Annotated in this window: 21 protein-coding genes and 1 other annotated feature; of the genes, 5 read left to right on the forward strand and 16 right to left on the reverse strand. The window is 36.4% G+C overall.

Features of this window, described 5'->3' with window-relative positions; translation table 11 throughout:
• The first annotated feature begins 581 nt into the window (after positions 1-581).
• The 3 genes from AB3H90_RS12350 to serS all read left to right on the forward strand — a co-directional run bounded on the left by AB3H90_RS12350 (position 582) and on the right by serS (position 4,047).
• The gene (locus AB3H90_RS12350) at positions 582-1,271 is read left to right on the forward strand and encodes a response regulator transcription factor (RefSeq protein ID WP_010736768.1); all 690 of its coding nucleotides are present in this window, start codon (positions 582-584) and stop codon (positions 1,269-1,271) included.
• Positions 1,258-2,466, forward strand: coding sequence for a cell wall metabolism sensor histidine kinase WalK (locus AB3H90_RS12355; protein WP_025480278.1), 1,209 nt, complete (start codon positions 1,258-1,260; stop codon positions 2,464-2,466). Before AB3H90_RS12350 ends, AB3H90_RS12355 begins: the two co-directional genes overlap by 14 nt.
• Before the next feature lie 38 nt (positions 2,467-2,504).
• Positions 2,505-2,723 (forward strand) — a binding site (T-box leader).
• A gap of 52 nt (positions 2,724-2,775) precedes the next feature.
• A complete protein-coding gene (serS, locus tag AB3H90_RS12360) occupies positions 2,776-4,047 on the forward strand; it encodes a serine--tRNA ligase (protein ID WP_053766574.1) in 1,272 nt (423 codons plus the stop codon).
• Between the two features lie 229 nt (positions 4,048-4,276).
• Here serS and fabF read toward each other — a convergent pair whose 3' ends face one another.
• From fabF to rpmH, 16 genes are all read right to left on the reverse strand, one after another.
• The gene (gene fabF, locus AB3H90_RS12365) at positions 4,277-5,506 is read right to left on the reverse strand and encodes a beta-ketoacyl-ACP synthase II (RefSeq protein WP_368016806.1); all 1,230 of its coding nucleotides are present in this window, start codon (positions 5,504-5,506) and stop codon (positions 4,277-4,279) included.
• Positions 5,507-5,863: 357 nt separating this feature from the next.
• Positions 5,864-7,348 carry an IMP dehydrogenase gene (gene guaB / locus AB3H90_RS12370; RefSeq protein WP_010720519.1) on the reverse strand — a complete coding sequence of 495 codons (1,485 nt, stop codon included), beginning with the start codon at positions 7,346-7,348 and terminating at the stop codon, positions 5,864-5,866.
• 320 nt (positions 7,349-7,668) lie between these two features.
• Positions 7,669-8,364, reverse strand: a complete 696-nt coding sequence (locus tag AB3H90_RS12375) for a DUF1129 domain-containing protein (protein ID WP_010720518.1) — start codon at positions 8,362-8,364, stop codon at positions 7,669-7,671.
• Between the two features lie 86 nt (positions 8,365-8,450).
• Positions 8,451-9,551, reverse strand: coding sequence for a redox-regulated ATPase YchF (gene ychF, locus AB3H90_RS12380; protein ID WP_010720517.1), 1,101 nt, complete (start codon positions 9,549-9,551; stop codon positions 8,451-8,453).
• Between the two features lie 8 nt (positions 9,552-9,559).
• On the reverse strand, positions 9,560-9,751 hold the full coding sequence (locus AB3H90_RS12385; protein WP_010720516.1) for a DUF951 domain-containing protein: 192 nt from the start codon (positions 9,749-9,751) through the stop codon (positions 9,560-9,562).
• Positions 9,752-9,871: 120 nt separating this feature from the next.
• Complete coding sequence (locus tag AB3H90_RS12390) at positions 9,872-10,762, reverse strand: ParB/RepB/Spo0J family partition protein (protein WP_010720515.1); 891 nt, start codon at positions 10,760-10,762, stop codon at positions 9,872-9,874.
• Positions 10,749-11,516: a ParA family protein gene (locus AB3H90_RS12395; RefSeq protein ID WP_010736770.1), complete on the reverse strand. Its 768-nt coding sequence runs from the start codon at positions 11,514-11,516 to the stop codon at positions 10,749-10,751. The genes AB3H90_RS12390 and AB3H90_RS12395 overlap by 14 nt, the downstream gene beginning before the upstream one ends.
• Positions 11,517-11,527: 11 nt before the next feature.
• Positions 11,528-12,241, reverse strand: coding sequence for a 16S rRNA (guanine(527)-N(7))-methyltransferase RsmG (gene rsmG / locus AB3H90_RS12400; protein ID WP_010720513.1), 714 nt, complete (start codon positions 12,239-12,241; stop codon positions 11,528-11,530).
• A gap of 339 nt (positions 12,242-12,580) precedes the next feature.
• Positions 12,581-13,612, reverse strand: coding sequence for an FUSC family protein (locus AB3H90_RS12405; RefSeq protein WP_010736771.1), 1,032 nt, complete (start codon positions 13,610-13,612; stop codon positions 12,581-12,583).
• A gap of 466 nt (positions 13,613-14,078) precedes the next feature.
• The gene (gene mnmG / locus AB3H90_RS12410; RefSeq protein WP_368016807.1) at positions 14,079-15,977 is read right to left on the reverse strand and encodes a tRNA uridine-5-carboxymethylaminomethyl(34) synthesis enzyme MnmG; all 1,899 of its coding nucleotides are present in this window, start codon (positions 15,975-15,977) and stop codon (positions 14,079-14,081) included.
• A 15-nt stretch (positions 15,978-15,992) separates the two neighbouring features.
• Positions 15,993-17,390: a tRNA uridine-5-carboxymethylaminomethyl(34) synthesis GTPase MnmE gene (mnmE, locus tag AB3H90_RS12415; RefSeq protein WP_063627679.1), complete on the reverse strand. Its 1,398-nt coding sequence runs from the start codon at positions 17,388-17,390 to the stop codon at positions 15,993-15,995.
• Between the two features lie 605 nt (positions 17,391-17,995).
• Positions 17,996-19,399, reverse strand: a complete 1,404-nt coding sequence (locus AB3H90_RS12420) for a hypothetical protein (protein WP_368016808.1) — start codon at positions 19,397-19,399, stop codon at positions 17,996-17,998.
• Between the two features lie 233 nt (positions 19,400-19,632).
• Positions 19,633-20,400: an RNA-binding cell elongation regulator Jag/EloR gene (gene jag / locus AB3H90_RS12425; RefSeq protein ID WP_053766571.1), complete on the reverse strand. Its 768-nt coding sequence runs from the start codon at positions 20,398-20,400 to the stop codon at positions 19,633-19,635.
• A 14-nt stretch (positions 20,401-20,414) separates the two neighbouring features.
• Positions 20,415-21,236: a YidC/Oxa1 family membrane protein insertase gene (locus AB3H90_RS12430; protein WP_010720506.1), complete on the reverse strand. Its 822-nt coding sequence runs from the start codon at positions 21,234-21,236 to the stop codon at positions 20,415-20,417.
• Positions 21,233-21,589, reverse strand: coding sequence for a ribonuclease P protein component (rnpA, locus tag AB3H90_RS12435; protein WP_010720505.1), 357 nt, complete (start codon positions 21,587-21,589; stop codon positions 21,233-21,235). Before rnpA ends, AB3H90_RS12430 begins: the two co-directional genes overlap by 4 nt.
• Positions 21,590-21,706: 117 nt before the next feature.
• Positions 21,707-21,841 carry a 50S ribosomal protein L34 gene (gene rpmH / locus AB3H90_RS12440; protein ID WP_002293121.1) on the reverse strand — a complete coding sequence of 45 codons (135 nt, stop codon included), beginning with the start codon at positions 21,839-21,841 and terminating at the stop codon, positions 21,707-21,709.
• A gap of 531 nt (positions 21,842-22,372) precedes the next feature.
• On the opposite strand from rpmH, the gene dnaA reads away from it, so the two are divergent.
• Together dnaA and dnaN are read left to right on the forward strand one after the other, a co-directional pair.
• Positions 22,373-23,707 (forward strand): chromosomal replication initiator protein DnaA, encoded by a 1,335-nt coding sequence (dnaA, locus tag AB3H90_RS12445; protein ID WP_010720504.1) that lies wholly within the window; start codon positions 22,373-22,375, stop codon positions 23,705-23,707.
• A 189-nt stretch (positions 23,708-23,896) separates the two neighbouring features.
• A complete protein-coding gene (dnaN, locus tag AB3H90_RS12450) occupies positions 23,897-25,027 on the forward strand; it encodes a DNA polymerase III subunit beta (RefSeq protein WP_368016809.1) in 1,131 nt (376 codons plus the stop codon).
• Positions 25,028-25,095 lie beyond the last annotated feature (68 nt).

Below are 25,095 nucleotides of genomic sequence, written 5' to 3' on the forward strand. Positions count from 1 at the left end.
CGAGATTGCCGTAGCAACTTTTATATCATATCAGAGCGACGTTTGTTTGTCAACTCTTTTTTTAAAAGTTTTTTTAACTTCATTTTTTAGAAGTGTTTCAGCAACTCATTTATCATAACTCGTCGTTTGTTATTTGTCAACAACTTTTTTGAAGTTTTTTTCGATAGAATCAAGCTTCGTAAGCTATTGTTTTTTTACGACTCAGTTATCTTATCATGGTGTGATCCCTCTGTCAACAGTTTATTTTAACTATTTTCACTAGCGATCTTTGCTCTTTCGAACAAATAATAATATACCAACAGCAAAAATAAAAGTCAATAAGAAAAAAGCTGTTTTATCAACATTTTTAGCGTAATCGATCGTTCTAATCCTATAAGTGAGAAACGTTCGCTTTTAACATGTTTTTCATTAATGATAACCTTCTCAGCATTGCGATTGTTCAGTTTTCTATTAATGAGCCACTTCACTTAGCTCTTACCTTCTAAAATTTTCCTTAACAAAGTGTTGCTTTTATCTATTTAGACATTTTTTTGCTAGAATGAATAGTAAATAGTATCATTCTAACTCTGGAGGAACAATCTATGAAAATATTAATTGCTGATGATGATAAAGAAATTGTTGAATTACTAAGTATTTATGTTCACAATGAAGGATACGAAGCTGTTAAGGCTTATGATGGGAAAGAAGCATTATCAAAGATTCGAACGATACCTGATATTGAGTTATTGATTTTGGATATTATGATGCCTGAAATGGATGGCATGCAGGTCGTTAAAGAATTACGAAAGGAATCGCAAATCCCGATTATCATGTTGACAGCAAAAACAACCGATATGGATAAAATTAAAGGGCTTGTTGCTGGTGCTGATGATTATGTTACAAAACCATTTAATCCTTTAGAAGTTATGGCACGCGTAAAATCTTTGCTTCGTCGAACAAAAATGCAAATCACACCGGATCAACCGGATATATTAGAAGTAAACTCTTTGATTATTAACAAAGATTCCCATGAAGTAAAAACAATTGATGGGAAAGAGATTCAGCTCACAGCATTAGAATTTGGGATTCTATACTTATTAGCAAGTCATCCTAATCGTGTGTTCAGTGCAGATGAAATCTTTGAGCGTGTATGGAAACAAGAAAGTATTGTTTCCGCAAAAACTGTTATGGTCCATGTTAGTCATTTGAGAGATAAGATCGAAGAAGCAACTGGTGGAGAAAAAGTCATTCAAACCGTTTGGGGAGTGGGCTATAAAATTGATGCAAGATAAAAAAAGAGGAACAGAAAAACGGCGACGAATCAATCTAACTTCTAAGGAAATCAGTGAGTTATTAGCAGAAGGTATTATCACCGTGATTCTCCTTCTACTATTAAATGTTGCGATTTTGGTTGTCCTTACTTCAATAATTAGTAGTTCCCCTTCATTGACTAATGCGATTTGGGATTCAAAAAATATTTTTGCTCAACGATTGAATAGTGATTTATTTTGGAACGGCCGAAATTTTCTGATTCCCCTTTTCTTTCTTTTAGATATCGGCGTATTATACTGGCGGTTAATCCGTCGCTACCGACAAATGCAACTACGTCATATTATTAGCGAGCTTCACTATATCGCTAATGGTAATTATGACCATCGGATCCCTTTTGAATTAACAGGTGATCTTAGTCGTGTAGTAACAAGCATTAATGGTTTAGTCGATAGTACAGTAGCTGCGATCGAAGATGAACGGAAAATTGAAAAATCAAAAGATGAATTGATTACTAATGTGAGTCACGATATCCGTACCCCTTTAACCTCTATTATTGGTTACTTAGGATTAATCGAAGATGGTCAGTATCAAACAAAAGAGGATCTTTTGAAGTATACCCATACAGCTTATATCAAAGCAAAACAAATGAAATTACTAGTGGATGATCTTTTTGAGTATACTAAAGTCAGACAACCAGCTGTTCCGGTCAATTTTTCGGCTTTTGATCTGATCCAGCTAATTGAACAACTAGCTGCTGATTTTGAATTAGAAGCATCAAAAAAGCATATCCAAATCCTTGTATCATCACAGGTTCCATCATTAACTATGGATGGGGACACTGAAAAACTAGTTCGTGTCTTTAATAATTTACTGACGAATGCTTTAAAATACGGCAAAGGCGCTACAAAAATTGTCATTGAAGTCGAAAAAGTTGGCTCAGAAGTCGTTGCGACAGTAAAAAACAATGGAGCTATGATTCCTCGAGAATCAATCGATAATCTTTTTGACCGTTTTTACCGAGTAGAAGAGTCTCGTTCACAAGAAACCGGTGGGACAGGTTTAGGTTTAGCCATTGCTCAAAGTATCGTTGCATTACATGGTGGTTATATTTATGCTAAATCTGATAAACACTGGACTTCATTCATCATGCATCTTCCAATAAAAAGAAATGAAAAATTACCAATCAAAAGTCAGGAACATATTGACGAAAATTAAAATATCCGATATTCTTATTACAATCATTTCTATATATCATATCTATATAGCACAGAACCCAGTACATTTTATTTTTTTCAAGAGAGCTGATGGATGGTGTAAATCAGCAAAAAATAAGTTGGAAGTTCCAGTTCTTTGATGTGTACCTTTCGAAATAAGAAAGGTCGGTAAAACAGCCGTTATCTGTTAACAAGAGCAGCATATTTATATGTTGAACTCGGGTGGTACCGCGAATGTTAGACCGATTCGTCCCAAGATAATTGAGGGATGGATTGGTCTTTTTTTTATTATATTTAAGGAGGAATTGCAATGTTAGATGTAAAAATGATGCGTCAAAATTTTGATTATGTTCAAGAAAAATTAATGACTCGTGGGGTCAAAAAAGAAACCTTAGCTGAATTTATGGAATTAGATGAAAGTCGTCGAAAATTACTTGTTAAAACGGAAGAATTAAAAAAATATCGTAATGATGTTTCAGCAGAAATTGCACAATTAAAACGGAACAAAGAAGATGCAACAGCTAAAATCAATGAAATGAAAGAAGTTGGGGGCAACATTAAAGCCCTTGATGAAGAAGTAGCGCAAGTAGATGAAAAGTTACATCAAATTGCGACTACCTTACCAAATTTACCAGATGATTCTGTACCTGTTGGAAAAGACGAAGAGGACAACGTGGAAGTTCGTCGTTGGAACACGCCTCGTAATTTTTCATTTGAACCGAAACCACATTGGGAAATCGCTGAAAACTTAGGTATCTTAGACTTTGAAAGAGGGGCAAAAGTTTCTGGAAGTCGTTTTGTTTACTATAAAGGATTAGGTGCTCGCTTAGAACGTGCCGTTTATAACTTTATGCTAGATCAACACATCTATGAACATGACTATACAGAAATGATTACTCCTTATATCGTAAATAGTCGGGCTATGTTCGGAACTGGGCAATTTCCTAAGTTTAAAGAAGATGTTTTCCAATTAGAAGATACAGATTTGACATTGATCCCAACAGCGGAAGTTCCATTAACAAACTATTACAACGATGAGATCTTAGATGGGCAAGATTTACCGATTTATTTCACTGCTCTTAGTCCCGCATTTCGTTCGGAAGCAGGGAGTGCCGGCCGTGATACTCGAGGATTGATTCGTTTACACCAATTTAATAAAGTAGAAATGGTCAAATTCTCTGATGCAGAACATTCTTATGATGAGCTAGAAAAAATGACAGCCGATGCTGAAGATATTCTACAAAAATTACATTTACCTTACCGTGTAGTAGCATTATCTACTGGAGATATGGGCTTCTCTGCTGCCAAAACATATGACTTAGAAGTATGGATCCCTGCACAAGAAACATATCGTGAAATCAGCTCATGTTCAAATTGTGAAGATTTCCAAGCACGACGCGCAATGATCCGTTACCGTGATGAAGACGGAAAAATCCACTATGCTCATACACTGAATGGTTCAGGACTTGCAGTCGGCCGAACTGTCGCAGCGATTCTTGAAAACTACCAAAATGAAGATGGATCAGTGACTGTTCCAGAAGTATTAGTTCCTTACATGGGAAATTTAAAAGTGATAAAGTAGACCACCTTGTCTTATTTATATAAAGAGGTCATGAAATAAGCGGTCAGCTCCTCGCTTATTGTTGAGGAGTTGCTTCTTGAACGCCGTTTATTCGTTTTTAGAGATACTAGAAGAGCCTGAGACAAATTTTGTCCCAGGCTCACTAATCTTAATATGTTTATTTTCTTTTTAAAAAGGACTATTGCCCCACTCTCTTCTTGTTCAGAAGTTCTGTAATTTACCGGATTTTTTATAATTTTCTTATAATTATAGAGGTATTATGCCCACCAAAGCCAAAACCATTTGAAAGAATAATATTTGCTTGATGATGAATTTTATTATTGGGAATATAATTCAAATCACAATCTTCATCGGGTTCTGTCAGGTTAATAGTTGGTGGTAAAATATTATACTCCATCGCTTTCAAGCTAATCACTGCTTCAATGCCTCCTGCTGCACCTAATAGATGTCCTGTTGAGGAGTTTGTAGAGCTAATCAATAATTGTTCAGCATGCTTTCCAAAAACCTTTTTGATTGCTCGACTTTCACTAATATCTCCAACTTTAGTACCTGTTGCATGCGCATTTATATAATCAATTTCATTTGCACTAATTTTCCCCATTTCAAGTGCTTTTTGGATGGCACGACTGGCTCCTTCTGAATGAGGTGTAGTCATATGATAAGCATCTGAAGTCATCCCGTATCCGATAATTTCACCTAAAATTTTCGCTCCGCGTGATCTTGCATGTTCGAATTCTTCTAAAAAAACGATCCCAGCTCCTTCTGACATGACAAAGCCATCCCTATTTTTGTCAAAAGGTTTCGAAGCTAAATTCGGTTGCTCATTCCTCGTAGATAAAGCTTGCATTTGGTTGTACCCAGCAAAAGCAATAGGTACAATCGAAGCTTCTGCTCCACCTGCAAGTATTGCTTCACTTAGCCCATATTTAATTCTAAGAAATGCTTCTCCTATCGCTTGATTTCCCGAAGCACAAGCTGAAATAGGACACAAAGTCACATCTTTAAATCCAGTCTTAATTGATACGAAACCTCCCGCTATATTGCCTATTGACTTAGGAACTACTAAAGGAGAAACACGATTACTTCCTTTCTTTTCCATAATGTTTTGATTTTCAATTAAAGAGTGAATACCACCTATTCCTGTACCAATCATAACGCCACATTTTTCCAAATCAAAATCCTTATGATCAAAACTCGCTTCAGATAGCGCTTGCATAGAACTGATTACTGAAAAATGAGTGAAACGATCTGTTCTCTTGATCTCTTTTTGATTAAGATACTGGTCAATCGCATAATCAGAAATAACTCCACCAATCCTTGTTTCTAAATTACTAAATTCCTCTGCTTCTATCTTTTTTATCCCAGAAATACCATTACTCACATTTGTCCATAACTCTTCTGCATTTTTTCCAGAAGAAGAGATAGTTCCCCTTCCAGTTATAACTACTCTTTTTATCATCTTATAAACTCCTTACTATCATAAAATAACAAAATATAAATATAACTCAGATATATTCTAACATATTAAAAAATCTTCACTATATAGTAATTTAACTAAAAAAACAAAAATTTGTTATTAAAACATGATTTTTTTAATAAATTTATACAACAGCGGCTTAGTGGTCACTCTTATTTTGATATTGAGCAAAAACAACATAGTCAGACGAAAAAAGTCATCAATCTTAAAATTTAGAAAAACAAATTTTAAGATTGACGACTTTTTTACTTTAAAAACAATGCTCTAAGTATTCTACTTATTTCGAATATTCACTTGACTCCTAAAGCAGAATATGTTGAGTCTTTTTCCCTTAATTGATTAAGATTCTACTGAATAGTTAGGTGCTTCTTTTGTGATTTGGACATCATGTGGATGGGATTCTTTCAACCCATTGCCACTCATTTGGATGAATTGTGCTTCGTCACGCAATTGTTTCAAGTTGCCTGCCCCAACATAACCCATACCAGATTTTAATCCACCGATCATTTGGAAGATAATATCCGCAACGCTTCCTTTGTAGGCCACACGTCCTTCGATTCCTTCTGGTACTAATTTATTCGCTTCATTGACGCTACCTTGGAAATAACGATCTTTTGAACCTTTTTCCATTGCGCCCAATGAACCCATACCACGATAAGTTTTAAAACGTCGTCCTTGGAAAATCTCAAATTCACCTGGAGATTCATCTGTACCGGCCAACATACTACCTAACATGACGGCATGTCCTCCAGCAGCTAATGCTTTGACGATATCACCTGAATATTTGATTCCGCCATCAGCAATAATTGCTTTGCCATATTGTCGTGCGACAGAAGCAGCATCATAAATCGCTGTTAATTGTGGTACACCTACACCGGCAACCACACGTGTTGTACAAATTGATCCTGGTCCGATACCGACTTTTACGACATCCACACCAGCATCATATAATGCTTTTGTTGCTTCCGCTGTCGCTACGTTACCGGCAATCAAAGTAGCATCTTTAAAGGTAGAACGAATTTCTTGGATTTTACGAATCACTCCAGCACTATGACCATGTGCTGTATCAATAACGATCGCATCTGCTCCTGCTTCCAACAAGGCACCTGCACGCTCAAATGTATCACTTGTTACACCAACAGCAGCAGCTACAAGTAGACGTCCATGTTCATCTTTGGCAGCGTTGGGAAATTCAATCACTTTTTCAATATCTTTGATTGTGATCAATCCACTTAAACAACCATCGTTGTCAACGATAGGTAATTTTTCAATTTTATGTTTTTGCAATATTTTTTCTGCGTCTTTTAGAGAAGTACCGACTGGGGCTGTTACTAAGTTTTCTTTGGTCATCACATCATTGATTTCCATATGATAATCAGTTACAAAGCGCATGTCACGGTTCGTAATAATACCAACAAGTTTTCTGTTTTCTAAAGTCTCAACGATCGGTACACCGCTAATTCGATATTTGCTCATCAATTCTTCTGCATCTGCTACAAGATGTTGCGGTGTTAAGAAAAATGGATCAATGATCACACCACTTTCAGAACGTTTGACTTTGCGCACTTCGTCTGCTTGTTGACTAATTGTCATATTTTTATGAATAACACCTAATCCACCTTGTCTAGCCATCGCAATAGCCATCTTACTATCAGTTACAGTGTCCATACTTGCACTGATGATCGGGATATTCAACTTAATATTTTTTGCTAATTGTACACTCATATCCACTTCGTTTGGTAACACGTGACTTTCTGCTGGTATCAGTAAGACATCATCGAAAGTAAACCCTTTTTTCGTGAACTTTGTTTCCCAGTTGGACATTTTTAGTACCACTCCTCTAGTTTTTAGTTTATCTATTAAAATAATCGATTTTTTCTATTAAGTCAACCGTCTTCCCATAATCCGGACTGTTTCTAAGAATATCCTTATTATAAGCGTTTCCATCACAAGTCATATATGGTTAATAACGAGAAACTCTTTTAAGAGAAGCTACTGATTAAATTTACCAAGTTTCTCAAATTTTTGTTCTTTCTGTTTTAACCATTTCTCCATAAAAAATAAGAGACCACTATTCAAAACAAACAACTGTTTCAAATAATGATCCCTCATCATTGATATACATCGAATCGTACTTTAACGAATTATCTTCTAGGTACAGATAAACTTCCAACGATTCCATATTTTTTCTTCATGTAATAACGCAAAGCTAGTGCAGCAGCCCCAATAATGATGATAACTACTGGATCTAACAACGGATTCAGTACTGGAGGAAGAAGTGTGGTAGCGGAAAAGGCAACCACCCAGACCAATGTAGTTCCAGTTAAGATCAACAATGTTTTACCCATACCTGGCTTTTTACTACGATCTGCTCCCGGATACTCATATTGATAAATGTATTTATACATCAGGTAAAATACCCAACCACCAACAGCTGATCCGAAGACCAAAGTTGTGATTCCATAAGCTGGCGTTGTTCCACGTGAAAACAATCCGGTAATAGCAATCATGATACTCAACAAACCTAATAACAGGAATGTATTGTCTAGCCACATCAATAGTGGTTTAGAATTTACCTTTGCTTCAACTGGTTTGTTGATAATTGCTTCAGTTCTTTCAGAGACAGTTCCAAATAATTGTCTGGCTGTTTTTCCACCTTTTTGTTCAGACACTAAGGTTGGAAGGATGTCATGAAGTGCTTTTACCTTTTCCTCTTCGGATAGATTAGCTGCTTCTAAAGATTTTTTTAAGTCAAAAATATATTGTTGGTTTCTTTTAGTTAATTTTTCTTCTAATTGATTGTTTTCTTTTACAATTTCACGTAATTGTTCTGATTCCATGATCTAAATAGTCCTCCTTAGCCGCTACTTTAACGGTTGTCACAAAAGACATTCTAACATACTATACGTATCGTTTGATAGCCCTTTTATACATTAAAACGGAATAACATAACGTCGCCATCTTGGACTACATAGTCTTTACCTTCTAGACGAACACGGCCAGCTTCTTTGGCAGCATGCATATTTCCATAATGATCTAGATCTTCAAAAGAAACAGTTTCCGCACGGATAAATCCACGCTCAAAGTCTGAATGGATAATCCCAGCTGCTTGAGGTGCTTTGATGCCTTTTTTAAATGTCCAAGCCCGAACTTCTTGTTCTCCTGCTGTAAAGTACGTAGCTAATCCTAGCAAATCATAAGCTGCACGAATTAATTGATCTAATCCAGACTCTTCAATTCCTAAAGCTTCTAAGAATTCTGCTTTATCTTCTTCGTCTAGTTCAGCAATTTCTTCCTCTGCACGTGCGCTGACTACGATAACTTCTGCATTTTCTTCGGCAGCAAAATTACGTACAGCTTGAACGTAGTGATTCGTATCGCTATCTGCTACTTCATCTTCTGCAACGTTTGCTACATATAAGATTGGTTTGGTAGTCAATAAAAACAATGATTTAACGATTTTTTGTTCTTCGTCCGTAAATTCGATAGAGCGAGCTGAACGTCCTTCTTCCAGGACTGGCTTGATTTTATCTAAAACAGCTAATTCAGCAACTGCATCTTTGTCTTTCGTTTTTGCGATTTTTGCTACTCGAGTATAGCGTTTAGTGATCGATTCCAGATCTGCCAATACTAATTCTAGATTGATCGTATCAATATCCGCTAATGGGTCAACTCGTCCTTCAACATGTGTGATGTTGTCATCATCGAAACAACGGACCACATGACAAATCGCATCAACTTGGCGGATATGACTTAGAAATTGATTTCCCAAGCCTTCCCCTTTACTTGCACCTTTAACGATTCCTGCAATATCCGTAAATTCAAATGTTGTTGGCACGGTTTTTTTAGGATGAACAAGTTCAGTTAAGCGTTGTAAACGCCAATCGGGAACTTCTACCATTCCTACATTCGGATCAATGGTTGCAAAAGGATAGTTCGCTGCTTCTGCTCCAGCTTTGGTGATTGCGTTAAATAAAGTTGATTTACCGACATTGGGTAATCCAACAATTCCAGCAGTTAATGCCATAGATTTATTCACTCTTTCTCTGCATTTTTTTCAAGTACTTTTTTTAATTTTTTCTCAAATTCTCGACGAGTCATCATAACGATGTGCCCGCAATTGACGCATTTGATTTTGATGTCCGCTCCCATGCGGATGATTTCCCAACGGTTGGTCTGACAAGCATGAGGTTTTTTCATTTCAACAATATCATGTAAGTCGTACATAAAAGTCCCCTCCTTTAGTCATTTCTCTTAAGAACGGTTCCCACGTCTTTTTTGATATTCATATAGTGATCGTAAAAATTAAGGTTGATTGGTCTGAATTGAACGCTTCTTTCCTATTACTTATTCTTCATCGAATTGAATATTAAGGATATCAAGGATTCTTGTCAAATCATTTTGCGAAAGGTACTCAATTTCAATCTTTCCTTTACCGTCTTTTTCTTGGATAGCAACACTTGTACCAAACTTATCCATCAAGCGGTCTTCACTTTCACGTATATAATAAGGCTTTTCTTTTGCTAGTCGAGGGATTTTCTTTTTTTCTTTCCCATCGTTTTGATTTAATTGCGAAACAATTTGTTCCAACTGACGAACCGTTAGATTCTCCATAACTGCTCGATTCGCTAATTTTAGAATCAAACTTTTGTTTTTTAGACCTAATAAGGTACGAGCTTGTCCCATCGATAATCGTTGATCTTGGACCATTTCCTTCACTAAATCAGGTAACGTTAACAGTCGGAGATAGTTTGCGATATATGGACGACTTTTACCTAAGCGTTTCGCTACTTCTGCTTGCGTAAGTTTAAGATTTTTCATCAGCATATCATAGGCTTCAGCTTCTTCTAATGGGTTCAAGTCTTCACGTTGCAAGTTTTCCAAAACAGCGACTTGCATCATTGCTTCTTCATCAAAGTCACGAACAATTGCAGGGATGGTCGCTTTTTCTGCTAACTTAGAAGCTCGGAAACGACGTTCACCAGCAATGATTTCATATCCTTTTACTGCCGAACGACGGACGATAATCGGTTGAAACACGCCTGATTGCTCAATGGAGTTTGCCAATTCTTGAAGCGAGACTTCTTCAAATGTTTTACGTGGTTGATAAGGGTTAGGGCGTAATTCGTTTAGTGGTAATTGTACAACTGTTTCATCTTCAACATCCACAGTTTCTAAATTCTCTAAATCTTGAAATAACGCATCGATCCCTCGTCCTAATCCTTTACTTTTCTTCACGGTTAACCACTTCCTTTGCCAATGCTTGGTAAACTTCAGCTCCTCTAGAACGTGGATCATAATCAATGATCGGCATTCCATGACTTGGTGCTTCTGAAAGACGAATATTTCTTGGAATAATCGTTTCATAGACCTTCTCACGGAAATACTTTCGGACTTCTTCCACGACTTCATTTCCTAAGTTCGTACGTGCATCATACATTGTAAGTAAGACGCCTTCAATCTCCAATTCTGGATTGAAATGCTTTTGAACTAAACGAACTGTATTGAGTAATTGACTCAATCCTTCTAATGCATAATATTCACATTGCACTGGGATCAGAATAGAATCGCTAGCTGTAAATGAATTAATAGTCAAATGACCTAATGAAGGTGGGCAATCAATCAAAATATAATCATATTGATCGTTCACTTCGGCTAAAGAACCTTTCAAGCGAGACTCTCTGGCCATCATTGAAGTTAATTCGATTTCTGCTCCTGCTAATTGAAGAGTGGCAGGCACAATACTCAAATTTTCATGTTCGGTAACAAGAGTTGCTTCGGCAATCGGTAGCTCATTGACTAAGACATCATAAATATCTTGAGTAACATCTGGTTTTCGAATACCGACACCACTTGTGGCATTGCCTTGTGCATCCATATCCACTAACAAGACTCTTTTACCAAGACTAGCTAAGCAAGCACCTAAGTTAACAGTGGTCGTCGTTTTACCTACGCCACCTTTTTGGTTTGCAACAGATATTATTTGTGCCATCTCTTCTCCTCCTACTTGATTGGTTGCTTATTTGGCATACCAGGTTTTCTTGGGTATTTTTTCGGGGTGACTTTCTTCTTTTGGATTACCAAAATATGTCGCTTGTCAGATATTTTCGGTAATTCTATCGCATCTTCTTTGATAAACTTTCCCCCTAAGATTGCGATCGCATGCTTGGCTTCTATTAGTTCTTCTTCGCTTTTTGCAGCTTTCAGCGCATAAAAGTATCCTTCTTGCTTCACTAGAGGCAAACATAGTTCTGCTAAAACATTCAATCTTGCTACAGCGCGAGCAGTCACTAAGTCAAATGAAGCTCGGAATTGAGGATTTTGACCAAATGTCTCGGCACGATCGTGGTGAAGTGCCGCTGTGATACCAAGTTCTTTTGTTAATTCCGTTAAGAAGTTGATTCGTTTATTCAGTGAATCAACGATCGTGATCTGTAAGTTAGGAAACGCAATTTTCAGTGGAATACTCGGAAAACCTGCGCCTGAACCTACGTCACAAAGTGAAAGAGGCTGAGAAAAGTCCACCTCAAAAGCTAACGTTAATGAATCATAGAAATGCTTCAAATAAACGTCATTTTTTTCCGTGATGGCTGTTAAATTCATTTTTTCGTTCCACTCAACTAACCACTGATAGTAACGTTCAAATTGACTCATTTGTTGATCAGATAAATGGATGTCTTTATCTGCCAATGCTTGACGAAATTCTTCTGGTGTCATAATTAATCCTTTCATTGTGAAACAGCAATTGTTTCACGAAATCTCTTTTTACTTTAACGCAAAATGAATCGAGTTGCAATCTTTCTACCGGTAAATTTATAGGAGGTTTTAAAAAATTAAAAAGGAAGCACTAGGAAGTACACATCCTTCTATATGTAAGTAATTAAAAAAAATAAATGCCTTAACTAGGTTATCTCTAATTTTTAACGCTAGTTGATTTTTTATTCAAATTTAAACAAAAAATGAACACATATCAAATGTATGGGTTAAAAAAATCAGCTCGTCTTTGATCCTCACTTCAAAAACGAACTGGCTTTTTTTTGTATATAATTTTATTTATTATTTTGTCTCTAATTTTCTTCGCACAACATTGAGATAGTGCTGTAACCCAACGGTCATGACCCATGCAGCACCTAAACCAATAAAACTTCCGATAACGATTCCCAAAAAGCGATATTCGATCAAGGATATCAAGTAGGCCCCACGAATTAGTGTCGATAACATCAGTGCCATCGGATTAAGAAAAATGTTGGCAACCGCATAATTTCTAGCAACCAAAAATTGTGAGATACCGTAAAGAAAAGTGATCAGAAAAATCGTTTGTAACTGAGTAAATGGTACAAAGGATAAAACAGCCGACACACATAAGCCCCCCATGGAACCAATCAAATATTGTACTTGCCGATGTTTCATTGCATCCAAATTCTCAGCTAAAAGAATAGAAGCACAAGAAAGAGTTAACCAGTAAGGATTGTGCAACTGCAATCCGTGACTAATATAGACGGAAAGAAATAAAGCAACACTGTAGAAAACAGAATCAATAATCACTAACGGTTCTTCTTGGAATCTCTCTTTTAAAGAGATTTGTTCAATGGCTTGTTCTGGACGTGAATCAAGTAACTTGGTGATAACTGCAGCGATCAATGAAAACATGACCCCCATGAAAAAATAAAGAGAAACCATTGGCAAATGATCAATCGGTAACTGCATACTTGTTCCCATCGCCGAAAGCATCGCAAAAAATAAGCCACCTGGTTTTGAAATATGGAACAACCGCAAAATAAACCGGCTGGCAAAAGCCACTACAGCTACAGCAAAAGGTTCCAACCATAAAACATAGGTTGATAACATTCCTAATACAAAAGCAAATAAAAGTCCACAACCAATGAAAAACATGCGCTTAATTAAATGTTTCATGGGTATATTTTGATAATAGAAAAAAGTAAAAATCCCTAATGAAGAAAAACTTGAAATCAAGAAATTCTGGTTTATGTATCCTAACCATAGTACGATAAAAATCAATAGCATAAGGTTCATGATACGAAATGGGTTATCTTGAATCTTATTAAAACGAAAATAAGTTTTGAACAACCAATCGCTCCTTTCTTCTATCTTTATTTAGATGTTGAGGCTCCAATGTTTCGCTCTCGTTTCTATCAACATCATTTAGTATAACAACAATTTCTTTATTTTTCATAAAAAATTAAGTGGGGGTTGAGACAAAAGTGTTTAACATCGAGAAATAGGAGGAAATCGAGACTTTCGAGGTAATTTCCCATCAATTCTAGCTCAACCTACCCAATTGAATTGTGCCCTGAAAAAAGGAGATTTACGCCATCAAAAAATGGACAAAAAGCAAAATACCTCCTGTCCATTGACGGTGCTAAGATTTCTCTTTACTGGTATCGTTGCTAAAAAGACGAAAAAACTATCTTCTAGAGATTCCAACAGGAGTATCTAGCTCTGAGAAATAAGCCGGAGAATCCAAAAATAGTTCCTCCTATTTTTGGATTCTCCGGCTTATTTTCCAATGTAGCTACTTCTGGAAAACCGTAAATCAGAGGTTTTCCACTTTCGCAATCTTCCCTTGTTCGATGTAGACCATCAAAATACTTAGATCAGCGGGGTTTACACCACTGATACGGCTAGCTTGAGCAATGGTTTCTGGTTGGATTTTTTGTAGTTTTTGTTTTGCTTCTGTAGCCAATCCATTAATTGCTGCGTAGTCGATATTTTCTGGTATTTTTTTGGCTTCCATTCGTTTTAATTTTTCTACTTTTTCAAGTGCTTTTTTAATGTATCCTTCGTACTTGATCTGAATTTCAACTTGTTCAATTTCTTTCGCTGTCAATGCTTCATTTTCCGGAATAAACAACATTAAATCGCTGTAGCTAATTTCAGGTCGCTTCAAAAAGTCACTCGCTAAAACCCCGTCTTTTAATGGCGCAGCATTGATAGTTGCCAAAAATGCTTGGACTTCTTCTGTCGGTTTGATCCGGACAGTCATCAAACGTTTAATTTCTGCTTCAACAGCAGCTTTCTTTTTCAGATAAGCTTGGTATTGGTCTTCTTTGACTAAACCTACTTGGTGTCCAATCTCCGTCAAACGTAGATCTGCATTGTCATGACGCAATAATAAACGATATTCAGCACGTGAAGTGAGCAAGCGATAAGGTTCATTGGTTCCTTTAGTCACTAGGTCATCAATCATAACACCAATATAACCGTCACTGCGTTTGATGATCAAAGGCTCTTTTCCTTGGACTTTGAGCGCTGCATTGATTCCAGCAATCAGCCCTTGGCCCGCTGCTTCTTCATAACCACTAGTCCCATTCGTTTGACCTGCAGTATAAAGGTTTTCGATGACTTTCGTTTCGAGCGTTGGACGTAATTGATGGGGTTCGACAACATCATATTCGATCGCATATCCCGTACGCATCATTTCAACTTTTTCCAGTCCTGCGATAGAGTGTAGCATATCCACTTGGACATCTTCTGGTAATGAAGTCGATAATCCTTGAACGTATACTTCTTCCGTATGCAAGCCTTCTGGTTCTAAAAACAATTGATGTCTTGGTTTATCCGCAAAACGTACGATCTTATCTTCAATCGATGGACAATAGCGAGCGCCCACACCTTCAACAATTCCAGTAAACATCGGTGCACGATGCAAGTTATCACGTATGATTTTATGAGTCGTTTCACCGGTATAAGTCAACCAGCAAGATTCTTGTTCTAAGTTGTACGCACTATCTGGCGTGCTAAAACTAAAATGATTTGGTTCTTTATCGCCAGGTTGCTCTTCAGTCACTGAATAATCAATCGTACTTGATTTAACCCGAGGAGGTGTCCCTGTTTTGAAACGATCAATCGCAAAACCTAATTCTTTTAGATTATTAGCTAATCCAACAGAAGGCTGTGAATTATTTGGTCCAGATGAATACTTCAATTCTCCAATGATGATCTCGCCTCGTAAAGCTGTACCAGCAGTAATAACAACAGCTTTTGCTTGGTAGCAAGCGCCAGTTGATGTCACCACACCTCGACAAACACCCTCTTCGACGATTAATTCTTCGACGATTCCTTGACGCAACGTCAAATTAGGTTCTTTTTCTATCGTATGCTTCATTTCTGCGGAATAAGCATGCTTGTCTGCTTGCGCTCTTAAAGCACGCACAGCAGGCCCTTTTCCTGTGTTTAACATTCTCATTTGAATGTACGTTTTATCGATATTTTTACCCATTTCGCCACCAAGAGCATCGATTTCTCTCACTACGACACCTTTTGCTGGTCCTCCGACTGAAGGGTTACATGGCATGAACGCTACCATGTCTAGGTTGATAGTTAGTAATAACGTTTTGGAGCCCATTCTGGCTGCAGCCAACGCTGCTTCTGAACCAGCATGTCCTGCCCCTACAACGATGACGTCATAAGTATCTGCTTGATAATGATTCAAGTACATTTCCTCCTTTTATTTCCCTAAACAGAATTGACTGAATAATTGAGTGATTAATTCATCTTGTACACTGTCTCCAACGACTTCCCCTAAGTAGTCCCAACAGCGTGTCATATCGATTTGAACAAGATCTACAGGCATACCTGCTTCAATCCCAGCAACTACTTCTGCTAATGAAATTGATGCTTTTTCAAGTAGAGCAATATGTCTGGTATTTGATACATACGTAGCATCTCTTTCACCGGTTTGCCCACCAAAGAATAAGTCAGCGATAGCTGTTTCTAATTGATCTAAACCATCATTTTTAGCCACAGAAACGGCAAACACTGGTTCATCTTCTAACCATTGATCAAGTTCTTCTTTTTCTAACTTTTGCGGCAAATCTGTTTTATTTAAAAGTACAATCCGTTTCAAACCCTTAGTAGCTTCTAAAAGCTGCTCGTCTTCTCTGGTCAGTGGCTCACTTTGATTCAAGACCAATAAAATCAAATCCGATTCAGATAATGCTTTTCGACTTCTTTCTACTCCGATCTGTTCCACGAGATCTTCTGTTTCACGGATTCCTGCTGTATCAATTAATTTCAATGGTACACCACGAACGTTCACGTATTCTTCGATGACATCTCGTGTCGTTCCCGCAATATCTGTTACAATTGCTTTTTCTTCTCGCAATAAGTGATTCAACAAGCTTGATTTTCCGACATTTGGACGACCGATGATAGCTGTACTTAATCCTTCACGCAAGACTTTTCCTTGTTTCGATGTAGCAAGTAAAGCTTGGATCCTTTGTTGGATCATCGTCGCTTTTTCAAGCAATAATCGTGTAGTCAATTCTTCCACATCATCGTATTCAGGATAATCGATATTGACTTCTACTTGTGCTAATGTTTCTAAGATCTCTTGTCTTAATGAACGAATCAACGAAGAAAGATTGCCATCTAATTGATTTAAAGCTAAGCCCATTGCTTTGTCCGTTTTCGCCCGAATTAAATCCATCACGGCTTCTGCTTGAGAAAGATCTACACGACCATTTAAGAAAGCTCTTTTTGTAAATTCTCCAGGTTCAGCTAGTCTTGCTCCTTCTCGTAATAGCAGTTGTAAAATTTGATTTACGACTACGATCCCACCATGACAATTGATTTCAACGACATCTTCACGAGTAAATGTTTTAGGTGCTAACATAACAGAAACCATCACTTCATCAATGATCTGTTCATTCTTTGGATCAGTAATATGCCCATAATGAATCGTATGACTAGGTACTTCCAATAAGCTTTTCTTGCCACAACGATAGACTTTATCTGCTAAAGCTACCGCTTGGTCTCCACTAAGTCGAACAATACTGATCGCTCCTTCTCCTGGTGGGGTAGAAATTGCAGCAATCGTATCAAATTCTAAAGTAATTTCAGCCATTTTTTCACTCCCTTTTTAATTTTACGCACAAAAAAAGTGCCCACTTCACCCTTTACAATAAATGGTGAACTTCGCACTTTGACTGCTTGTCCATGATTAAATTCTGAACATAGGTTATCATATTTAGTTACAAGACACAAGTATTGAAAATAGAGAACTCTGACAACTTCTGCTTTTTTACAATATCGTAAAAATTTTTTTCATTTATACATTCATTCTGATTTGAGGATATTGTACATTCTTTTTATTTCATCCTTTGTATCGTCGCGATCCTTTTCACGACTATTCAACATAAAAAATAGCCATTCAAAACAAATCGCTATCTCATCTCAGTTCTACAAAAAAACACACGAAGGCTAACCTCCATGTGCTTTTTCTATCAAAGTAAGACTACTTAAGCATCGTATACTCCGATAAGAATGATTTCTAATAAAATATACTTTGTTTAAAAAAGTTTGTCAATGTGATTCCTAAAAAGAACCACGCATATCAACCATTAAATTTTGTTTTTCTCAATATAACTGATCTTCTATGTATGATTGAATGAATTTTCAACTATAGGATAAAACGACATTTATTTTATCCCTATTCAGGAGGGTTTACCTCTATCTTTCCAATCCAGAGTTTAGTCTTTCTGCTTTTTTCTTTTTTGAAACTTTTTTATTTACAGCAGCAACTTTTCTCAGGTATTCTTCACCCGTTTTTCTATTATGTAACTCGTTTTTAACATCTTTCTGATTTATAAGAAACTGGTTTGTAAGCACGTCTCCAACTTTTTCTCCAGCTTCATTTACAACATCTATTAACAATTCTTTTTTTACTATTTTCATGCTTGGCGTCTCTTGCGCCAATTCTTTTTTATTTTTAAGAAAAAACGCGTAATTCTGATCAAGTAAATCACTATAACTCTGGTTCTTGACCTCATCTTTAGCAACTTTTAGCAGCATTTCATCCATACCCTCAATTTGTTTACATTGATCATACTCTTTGTCTTTAATAATTGCCTTAGTTTTATAACCTAGTGTATATTTGAATGCTAATCCTATATTTTTTACGATACATGCCCCTGTCATTTGTGACCTTGCAACATAATTTTCAAACTTACATTCTGATGCATGATGATGAAGCTCTTTTAACGGAAATTCTGTTGTCTTATGAAAAAACAAATTATATTTATCTTGAAAAAAGCTTCCAAAGCTCACACCTTCTTTTCGGGACAAACTTAAAAAATCTCGCCATGTAGGAGCATATCTTCCTATACGAACAGCTTTTGAAATGGCTTCTATGTTTTCTTTTGATTCTTCAAACTCATATACATAGATTGATTTTAATTGTTTGGTATCCAGATCTACCCACAATTTTTCTACTGCTGCGAAACTCTCTACAAATTCTGCTTTATCCTCCTTACTAACGCCTTTCCAAAGGTCTAATTTCTCTTTATCGGAAAAATCATTCCAGTTTTCCCATTGATAAAACGACGCTATTTTATTTAAATGCTCAAGAGAAATTTTTCCATCAACATTTGGCGCTTCATTAGGTACAAGTTGACCTCCTTTATTACAAACGCGCACTTTAATTTTATTGTCTTCTTTTTGAATAAGCAGGCTGACACTATGAACATCGCCTGCTCTTCGGTTATACATGATTGGTATAACTAAAAACCTATCCGGATCATTATTTACCAAGTCTTTCATGCATGGCTTAAAATATTTGTTATCGTAACTACATCCTATACTACCGTTTAAAGAGTTTATTAAGTTCTTTCGTTCTCTACCATTTTCTGTAAACTGTTCAGGATTTTTTTCAACTACCTTTTTATACAAATACATATACTCTATAAGGTTATCATATTTTACTCCAGCCTCATTATCCAGCATATTGGAAGTCCAATTCCATTTTTGATTAAAGACATGCGACATTTCTGCAATATACTTTTGTTCATTTTTTACATATTTTTCACGAGCTTTTTCGATATCTTTTATCATTTTTTTTCTTTTTTTCTCTTCCATTTTTCCCTTCCTTTTCCCCCAGTCGTATTCACAGTAACATAGATTATTTTGGAGAAAGAAACTTTTTTTTAGAAAACAGAGAAAAAAAGATTTCTTGCAAAACACAACAAAAATAAAGTAGCGAAAAAGTAATCAGTTTACTTTTTCGCTACTTCATTGATTTAAACTTCTCTTATTTATCAAGCATTATTTCATTAACAAGCATTTGTTAATGAAGCAAACTCTTTTAGTGTTTATAATCGTTTTTTTACAGGTTCTACTACTAGATAACGATAAGGCTCGTCTCCTTCAGAATGAGTTTTCACATATTCATTCTTGCTTAATGCCGCATGGATTTGTTTTCTCTCAAATGCCGGCATTGGTTCTAAGAAGACTGGTTGACCGGATTTAATTGCTTTTTCGGCGGTACGATCTGCTAAGCGTTGAATGATTTCTTGTCTTTTTTCACGGTAATTGCCAACATTTACTACTACAGATAGTTTATTTTTAGCAATACGGTGAATGAAAACTTGGGCTAAATACTGTAACGCATTTAATGTTTTGCCGTGTTTGCCAATTAAAATCCCTTGTTTTTGTGTATCTAATTGAAAAACGACGGTATTTGCTTCGCGGGTCATTTTTACTAAAGCTGGCGCATCTAATTGCTTGGTAATATCCGTGAGATAAACTGCTAATTCCGTTAAAGCTGCTTCATCGCCTAATTCACTGGTTTCTACTTCTTCTGGTTGGTCTTCTGTGAAGACTTCAATGGTTTCAGTTTCTTCTATCGTTTTTTCTAAAGGTTCTTCTAAAACTTCTTCTACCGTTTCTTCAATTGCTTCTGAAACAGTTTCACTAATTGAAGGTTCGATCTTAAGACGAGCATTCTTACGCCCGATCCCCAGAAATCCTTTCTTACCTTCATCTAGTATCTCAATTTCAACTTGCTCTTTATCCAATCCTAAATCGTTTAAACCAAGTTGGATTGCTTCATCAATTGTCGCAGCTTCATAAATCGGCATTAGCATTCCCTCCCTTATTTTTTACGTTTTTTCTTCGGACTCATGGCTTTTTTCAACGCACGTTCTTTTTCACGAATACGTTGAGCTTCTTCTTCTCGCTCTTTTCTAATCTTAAATGGATTATTGATTAGTAATGTTTGAACGACTTGGAAAGCATTAGATATTACCCAATATAATGAAAGACCACTTGCTAAGTTGACCCCCATAACTAAGATCATCACAGGCATCACAAAATTCATGATCTTCATTGATGCATTTGATTCAATTTGACTCATGCTACTTAGATACGTACTTGCAAAAGTAAATACCGCAGCAAGGATCGGTAAAATAAAGGTTGGATCTGCTGTTCCTAGATTTAACCATAAAAAGTTTCCTTGTTTTAATTCAGGCACACGTGAAATCGATTGCCATAACGCCATCAAAATCGGCATCTGTACTAACAACGGTAAACAACCAGCATATGGGTTCACATTATTTTCCGCATATAAACGTTGTTGCGCTTCACGTAACTTACTTTGTGTCTCAGGATCTTTTGAACTATATTCTTGTTGTAGTGCTTTTAATTTTGGTTGAAGTTCTTGGGTTTTTCGCATACTCTTGGTTTGAAAATGCATCAACGGCATCAAGATCACACGAATGATCAAAGTGAATAAAATAATCCCAATCCCTGCATTTCCAAATGACAATGCCTTGATCGCTTCTGCAAAATAATAAACGATGTAGCGATCCCAAATTCCTGTGCTTTGTGCACTTACTTCTCCAGTTCCACAACCGGATAAGACAACGACTAGACTGATAATGCCTGCCATCAAAAGTAAACGTTTGTATTTCTTCACTTACTCTTTTCCTCTCTATCGATTATTTTTGCAAGTTTTAAGACATGGACTAGATTGGAACGAATCTCATCGTAAGTTAGTCCCTTGACACTTGGTCTTGCAATCACGATAAAATCCAATTCCGGATCGATCTGTTCTTTTACAGAATAGACCGCCGCACGAATCTTACGTTTTACCTCATTGCGACATACTGCATTGCCCACTTTTTTACCTACTGAAAGCCCGACACGAAAATGTGGCTGGTCTTTTTTTTCTAAGCGGTAAACGACAAATTTACGATTAGCAAATGACGTTCCTGTATGGAATACGTTTTGAAACTCTCGTTCTTTTTTGACTCGATACGCTTTTCTCATTCGTTTTCTTTCCTTTTCTATCTTTCACTTACGTCCATAATCATAACATATTTCTCTTTATTCTTTCAGCTTTTCCCTAAAAAAGGGCATAAAAAAAACCACTGAAACCCCAGTGGCTTAAGCTGAAAGAACTTTTCTTCCTTTACGGCGACGGCTTGCTAAAACACGACGGCCATTTTTAGTACTCATACGTTTACGGAATCCGTGAACTTTTTGACGTTTACGTTTATTTGGTTGGTATGTTCTTTTCATGTATTCCACCTCCAAAATTTCTTATCTACTGTTAAAACACAGACATACTTTGATAGTATAACGACAATCAAGGTAATTTGTCAATATAAAATGAAAGGAAACTTCTGGATTTATGCATTCTATTTTTCCACAGTTTAGTTTTTTTCGTGTGATTCGTTTGTGGAAAAAGTTATACACAAAATTTATCCACAATTATTTTTTAGGGTTTTTTACACAGAATAAACACCTGTAAAAAAAGTAATCCACAAACAGTCATTTATCTGTGAATTTAATGCTTAACTCCTTGATAAACAAAGATTTTTTATCCACAACCTACCTGGGATTTCTGTCTTTAAAACACACTTATCCACCTGTTGATTAGTGATGTGGATAAGTATTTTTCCTCGTTGTGATTTTTTTTGTTTTTTTCTCTCTTAATTTTGTGGATAATCTCAAATAAAAAATTTTTTCTGCTCTTTCTGTGGAAAACTATATGAAAAAATGATAAATTAGTACTAGTTATTCACTTTTTAATGAAGGAGGAAGCCTTATATGGTATCCCTCGATGCTTTATGGAACGAATTAAAAACAACTTATCAAAAGGATCTCTCACCTGCGAGCTATAATACTTGGATCGAAACCGCTCATCCACGTTCATTGGATCAGAGTCAATTAGTCGTCGAAGTACCAAGTAAAATTCATAAAGAATATTGGGAAAAGAATCTAACAACCAAAATTGTTGAAGTTGGTTACATGCTAACTGGAAAAGAGATCATTCCAAGGTTTGTAACTGGTGAAGAGGTGGAGCAAGAAGTCGTCGAAGAAATCAAAAGTCCTAAAATACCTGTTGCAAATCCAATAAAGAAGGCGATGTTGAACCCGAAATATACATTTGATACCTTCGTTATCGGTAAAGGAAACCAAATGGCTCATGCGGCAGCTTTAGTTGTTGCAGAAGACCCTGGTTCCATTTATAATCCTTTGTTCTTTTATGGTGGTGTCGGCCTCGGTAAAACCCATTTGATGCATGCTATCGGACATCAAATGTTGTTAAGCGAGCCTGATGCAAAGGTCAAATACGTTAGTAGTGAAACATTTGCCAATGACTTTATTAACTCGATCCAAAACAAAACTGCAGAGGAATTTCGCCAAGAATACCGAAACGTCGATCTTTTGTTGGTCGATGATATTCAATTCTTTGCTGAAAAAGAAGCAACACAGGAAGAATTTTTCCATACTTTCAATGCACTCTACAATGAAGGAAAACAAATTGTATTGACGAGTGATCGTTTACCAAATGAGATTCCAAAATTACAAGAACGTTTGGTTTCACGTTTTGCGTGGGGATTGTCAGTTGATATCACACCACCCGATTTAGAAACGAGAACTGCGATTTTACGTAAAAAAGCAGCAGCCGAACGTTTGGAAATACCCGATGATACCTTGAGTTACATTGCCGGACAAATTGATTCAAACATCCGTGAATTAGAAGGAGCACTCGTTCGCGTTCAAGCATTTGCTGCGATGAATAGTGAAGATATCTCAACTAGTTTAGCTGCAGATGCACTGAAAACACTAAAATCTGGTAAAGGTCATCCGCAATTATCTATCTTACAGATCCAAGAAGAAGTCGCGAAATATTATCATATTCAGTTAAAAGACCTAAAAGGAAAAAAACGTGTCAAATCAATCGTTGTACCGAGACAAATCGCTATGTACTTAGCAAGAGAGCTAACGGATAGTTCTTTACCAAAAATTGGTGCTGAATTTGGTGGGAAAGACCATACAACAGTGATTCATGCTCACGAAAAAATCCAGCAATTAATGGAATCAAGTGTCAGCATGCAAAATGAAGTATCCGAAATCAAAAATTTCTTATTAAATTAACTTTGAAAAACGAAAAAACGCTTTGTGGATAAAATCAAAAAAAGCCTAAAAGTTATACACAGATTTTCCACAGCTGTTTTTTCTTTTATTTCTTGCATTTTTTTAGTTTTCCACAGAATCAACAGTACCTAATACTTTTATTATTTATATATTAACTAATAATAAATAAACGCTTAAAGGAGACACAACATGAAAGTAACTTTAAATCGAGCAAGTTTTATGCAAGAATTGCAAACTGTTCAACGTGCTATTTCAAGTAAAACCACTATTCCAATCTTGACTGGAGTCAAAATTACTTTGACTCAAGAAGGATTAACGCTAACTGGGAGTAATGCAGATATTTCTATTGAAACTTTTTTATCTGTTGAAAATGAAAAAGCCCAAATGCAAATTGAATCAACTGGAGCAATTGTGTTACAAGCTCGTTTCTTTAGTGAAATTATCCGTCGCTTACCAGAAGACACCTTTACTCTTGAAGTCTTAGAGAATAAACAAGTAGCCATTACTTCAGGAAAAGCCAACTTCTTAGTAAATGGGTTAGATGCAGACAATTACCCTCATTTACCTGTCGTTGAAAGCCATAATCAAATGAAATTACCGGTACATGTCTTAACGAAATTGATCAATGAAACAGTATTCGCTGTCTCACAACATGAAAGTCGTCCAATTCTAACAGGGGTCCATTTTATTTTAGAAGGAAATTCTCTTTTAGCTGTCGCAACTGATTCCCACCGTCTAAGCCAACGAGTGATTCCAGTTGAACAAGCAGCTGATCATTTTGATATCGTGATTCCTGGTAAAAGTCTGACTGAATTATCTCGTTCATTGACAAATGAAGAAGAAATCGTTGAGATCAGTATCATGGAAAACCAAGTACTCTTTAAAACAGAAAACATGTATTTTTATTCCCGTCTGTTGGAAGGAAACTACCCCGACACGAATCGGTTGATTCCTTCAAGCTTCAACACAGAAGTAGAATTTTCTGTTCCAAGTTTCCTTTCAGCGATTGAACGTGCCTCATTACTTTCTCATGAAGGACGTAATAATATCGTTCGTTTATCTATCCAATCAGATGCGGTGATTCTATATGGAAACTCACCTGAAATCGGAAAAGTAGAAGAAAGTCTGAATTATGTGGCAAGTAGTGGGGATCCTTTGGATATTTCCTTTAACCCTGATTACATGAAAGCTGCGTTACGTGCGTTTGGTGATATGAGTATCAAAGTGAAATTTATTTCTTCTATTCGTCCGTTTACATTAGAACCAACAGAAGATGGTGTTCAATTTATCCAGTTAATCACACCAGTACGTACGAACTAATCTGTATATCATTTTGAAAAAGTAATGAAAAAAACAAAAAATAAACAAAAAGCCATAAAATCACTTTT

It is taken from the genome of Enterococcus sp. C63 (assembly GCF_040887215.1).
Lineage (GTDB): Bacteria > Bacillota > Bacilli > Lactobacillales > Enterococcaceae > Enterococcus_B > Enterococcus_B hirae.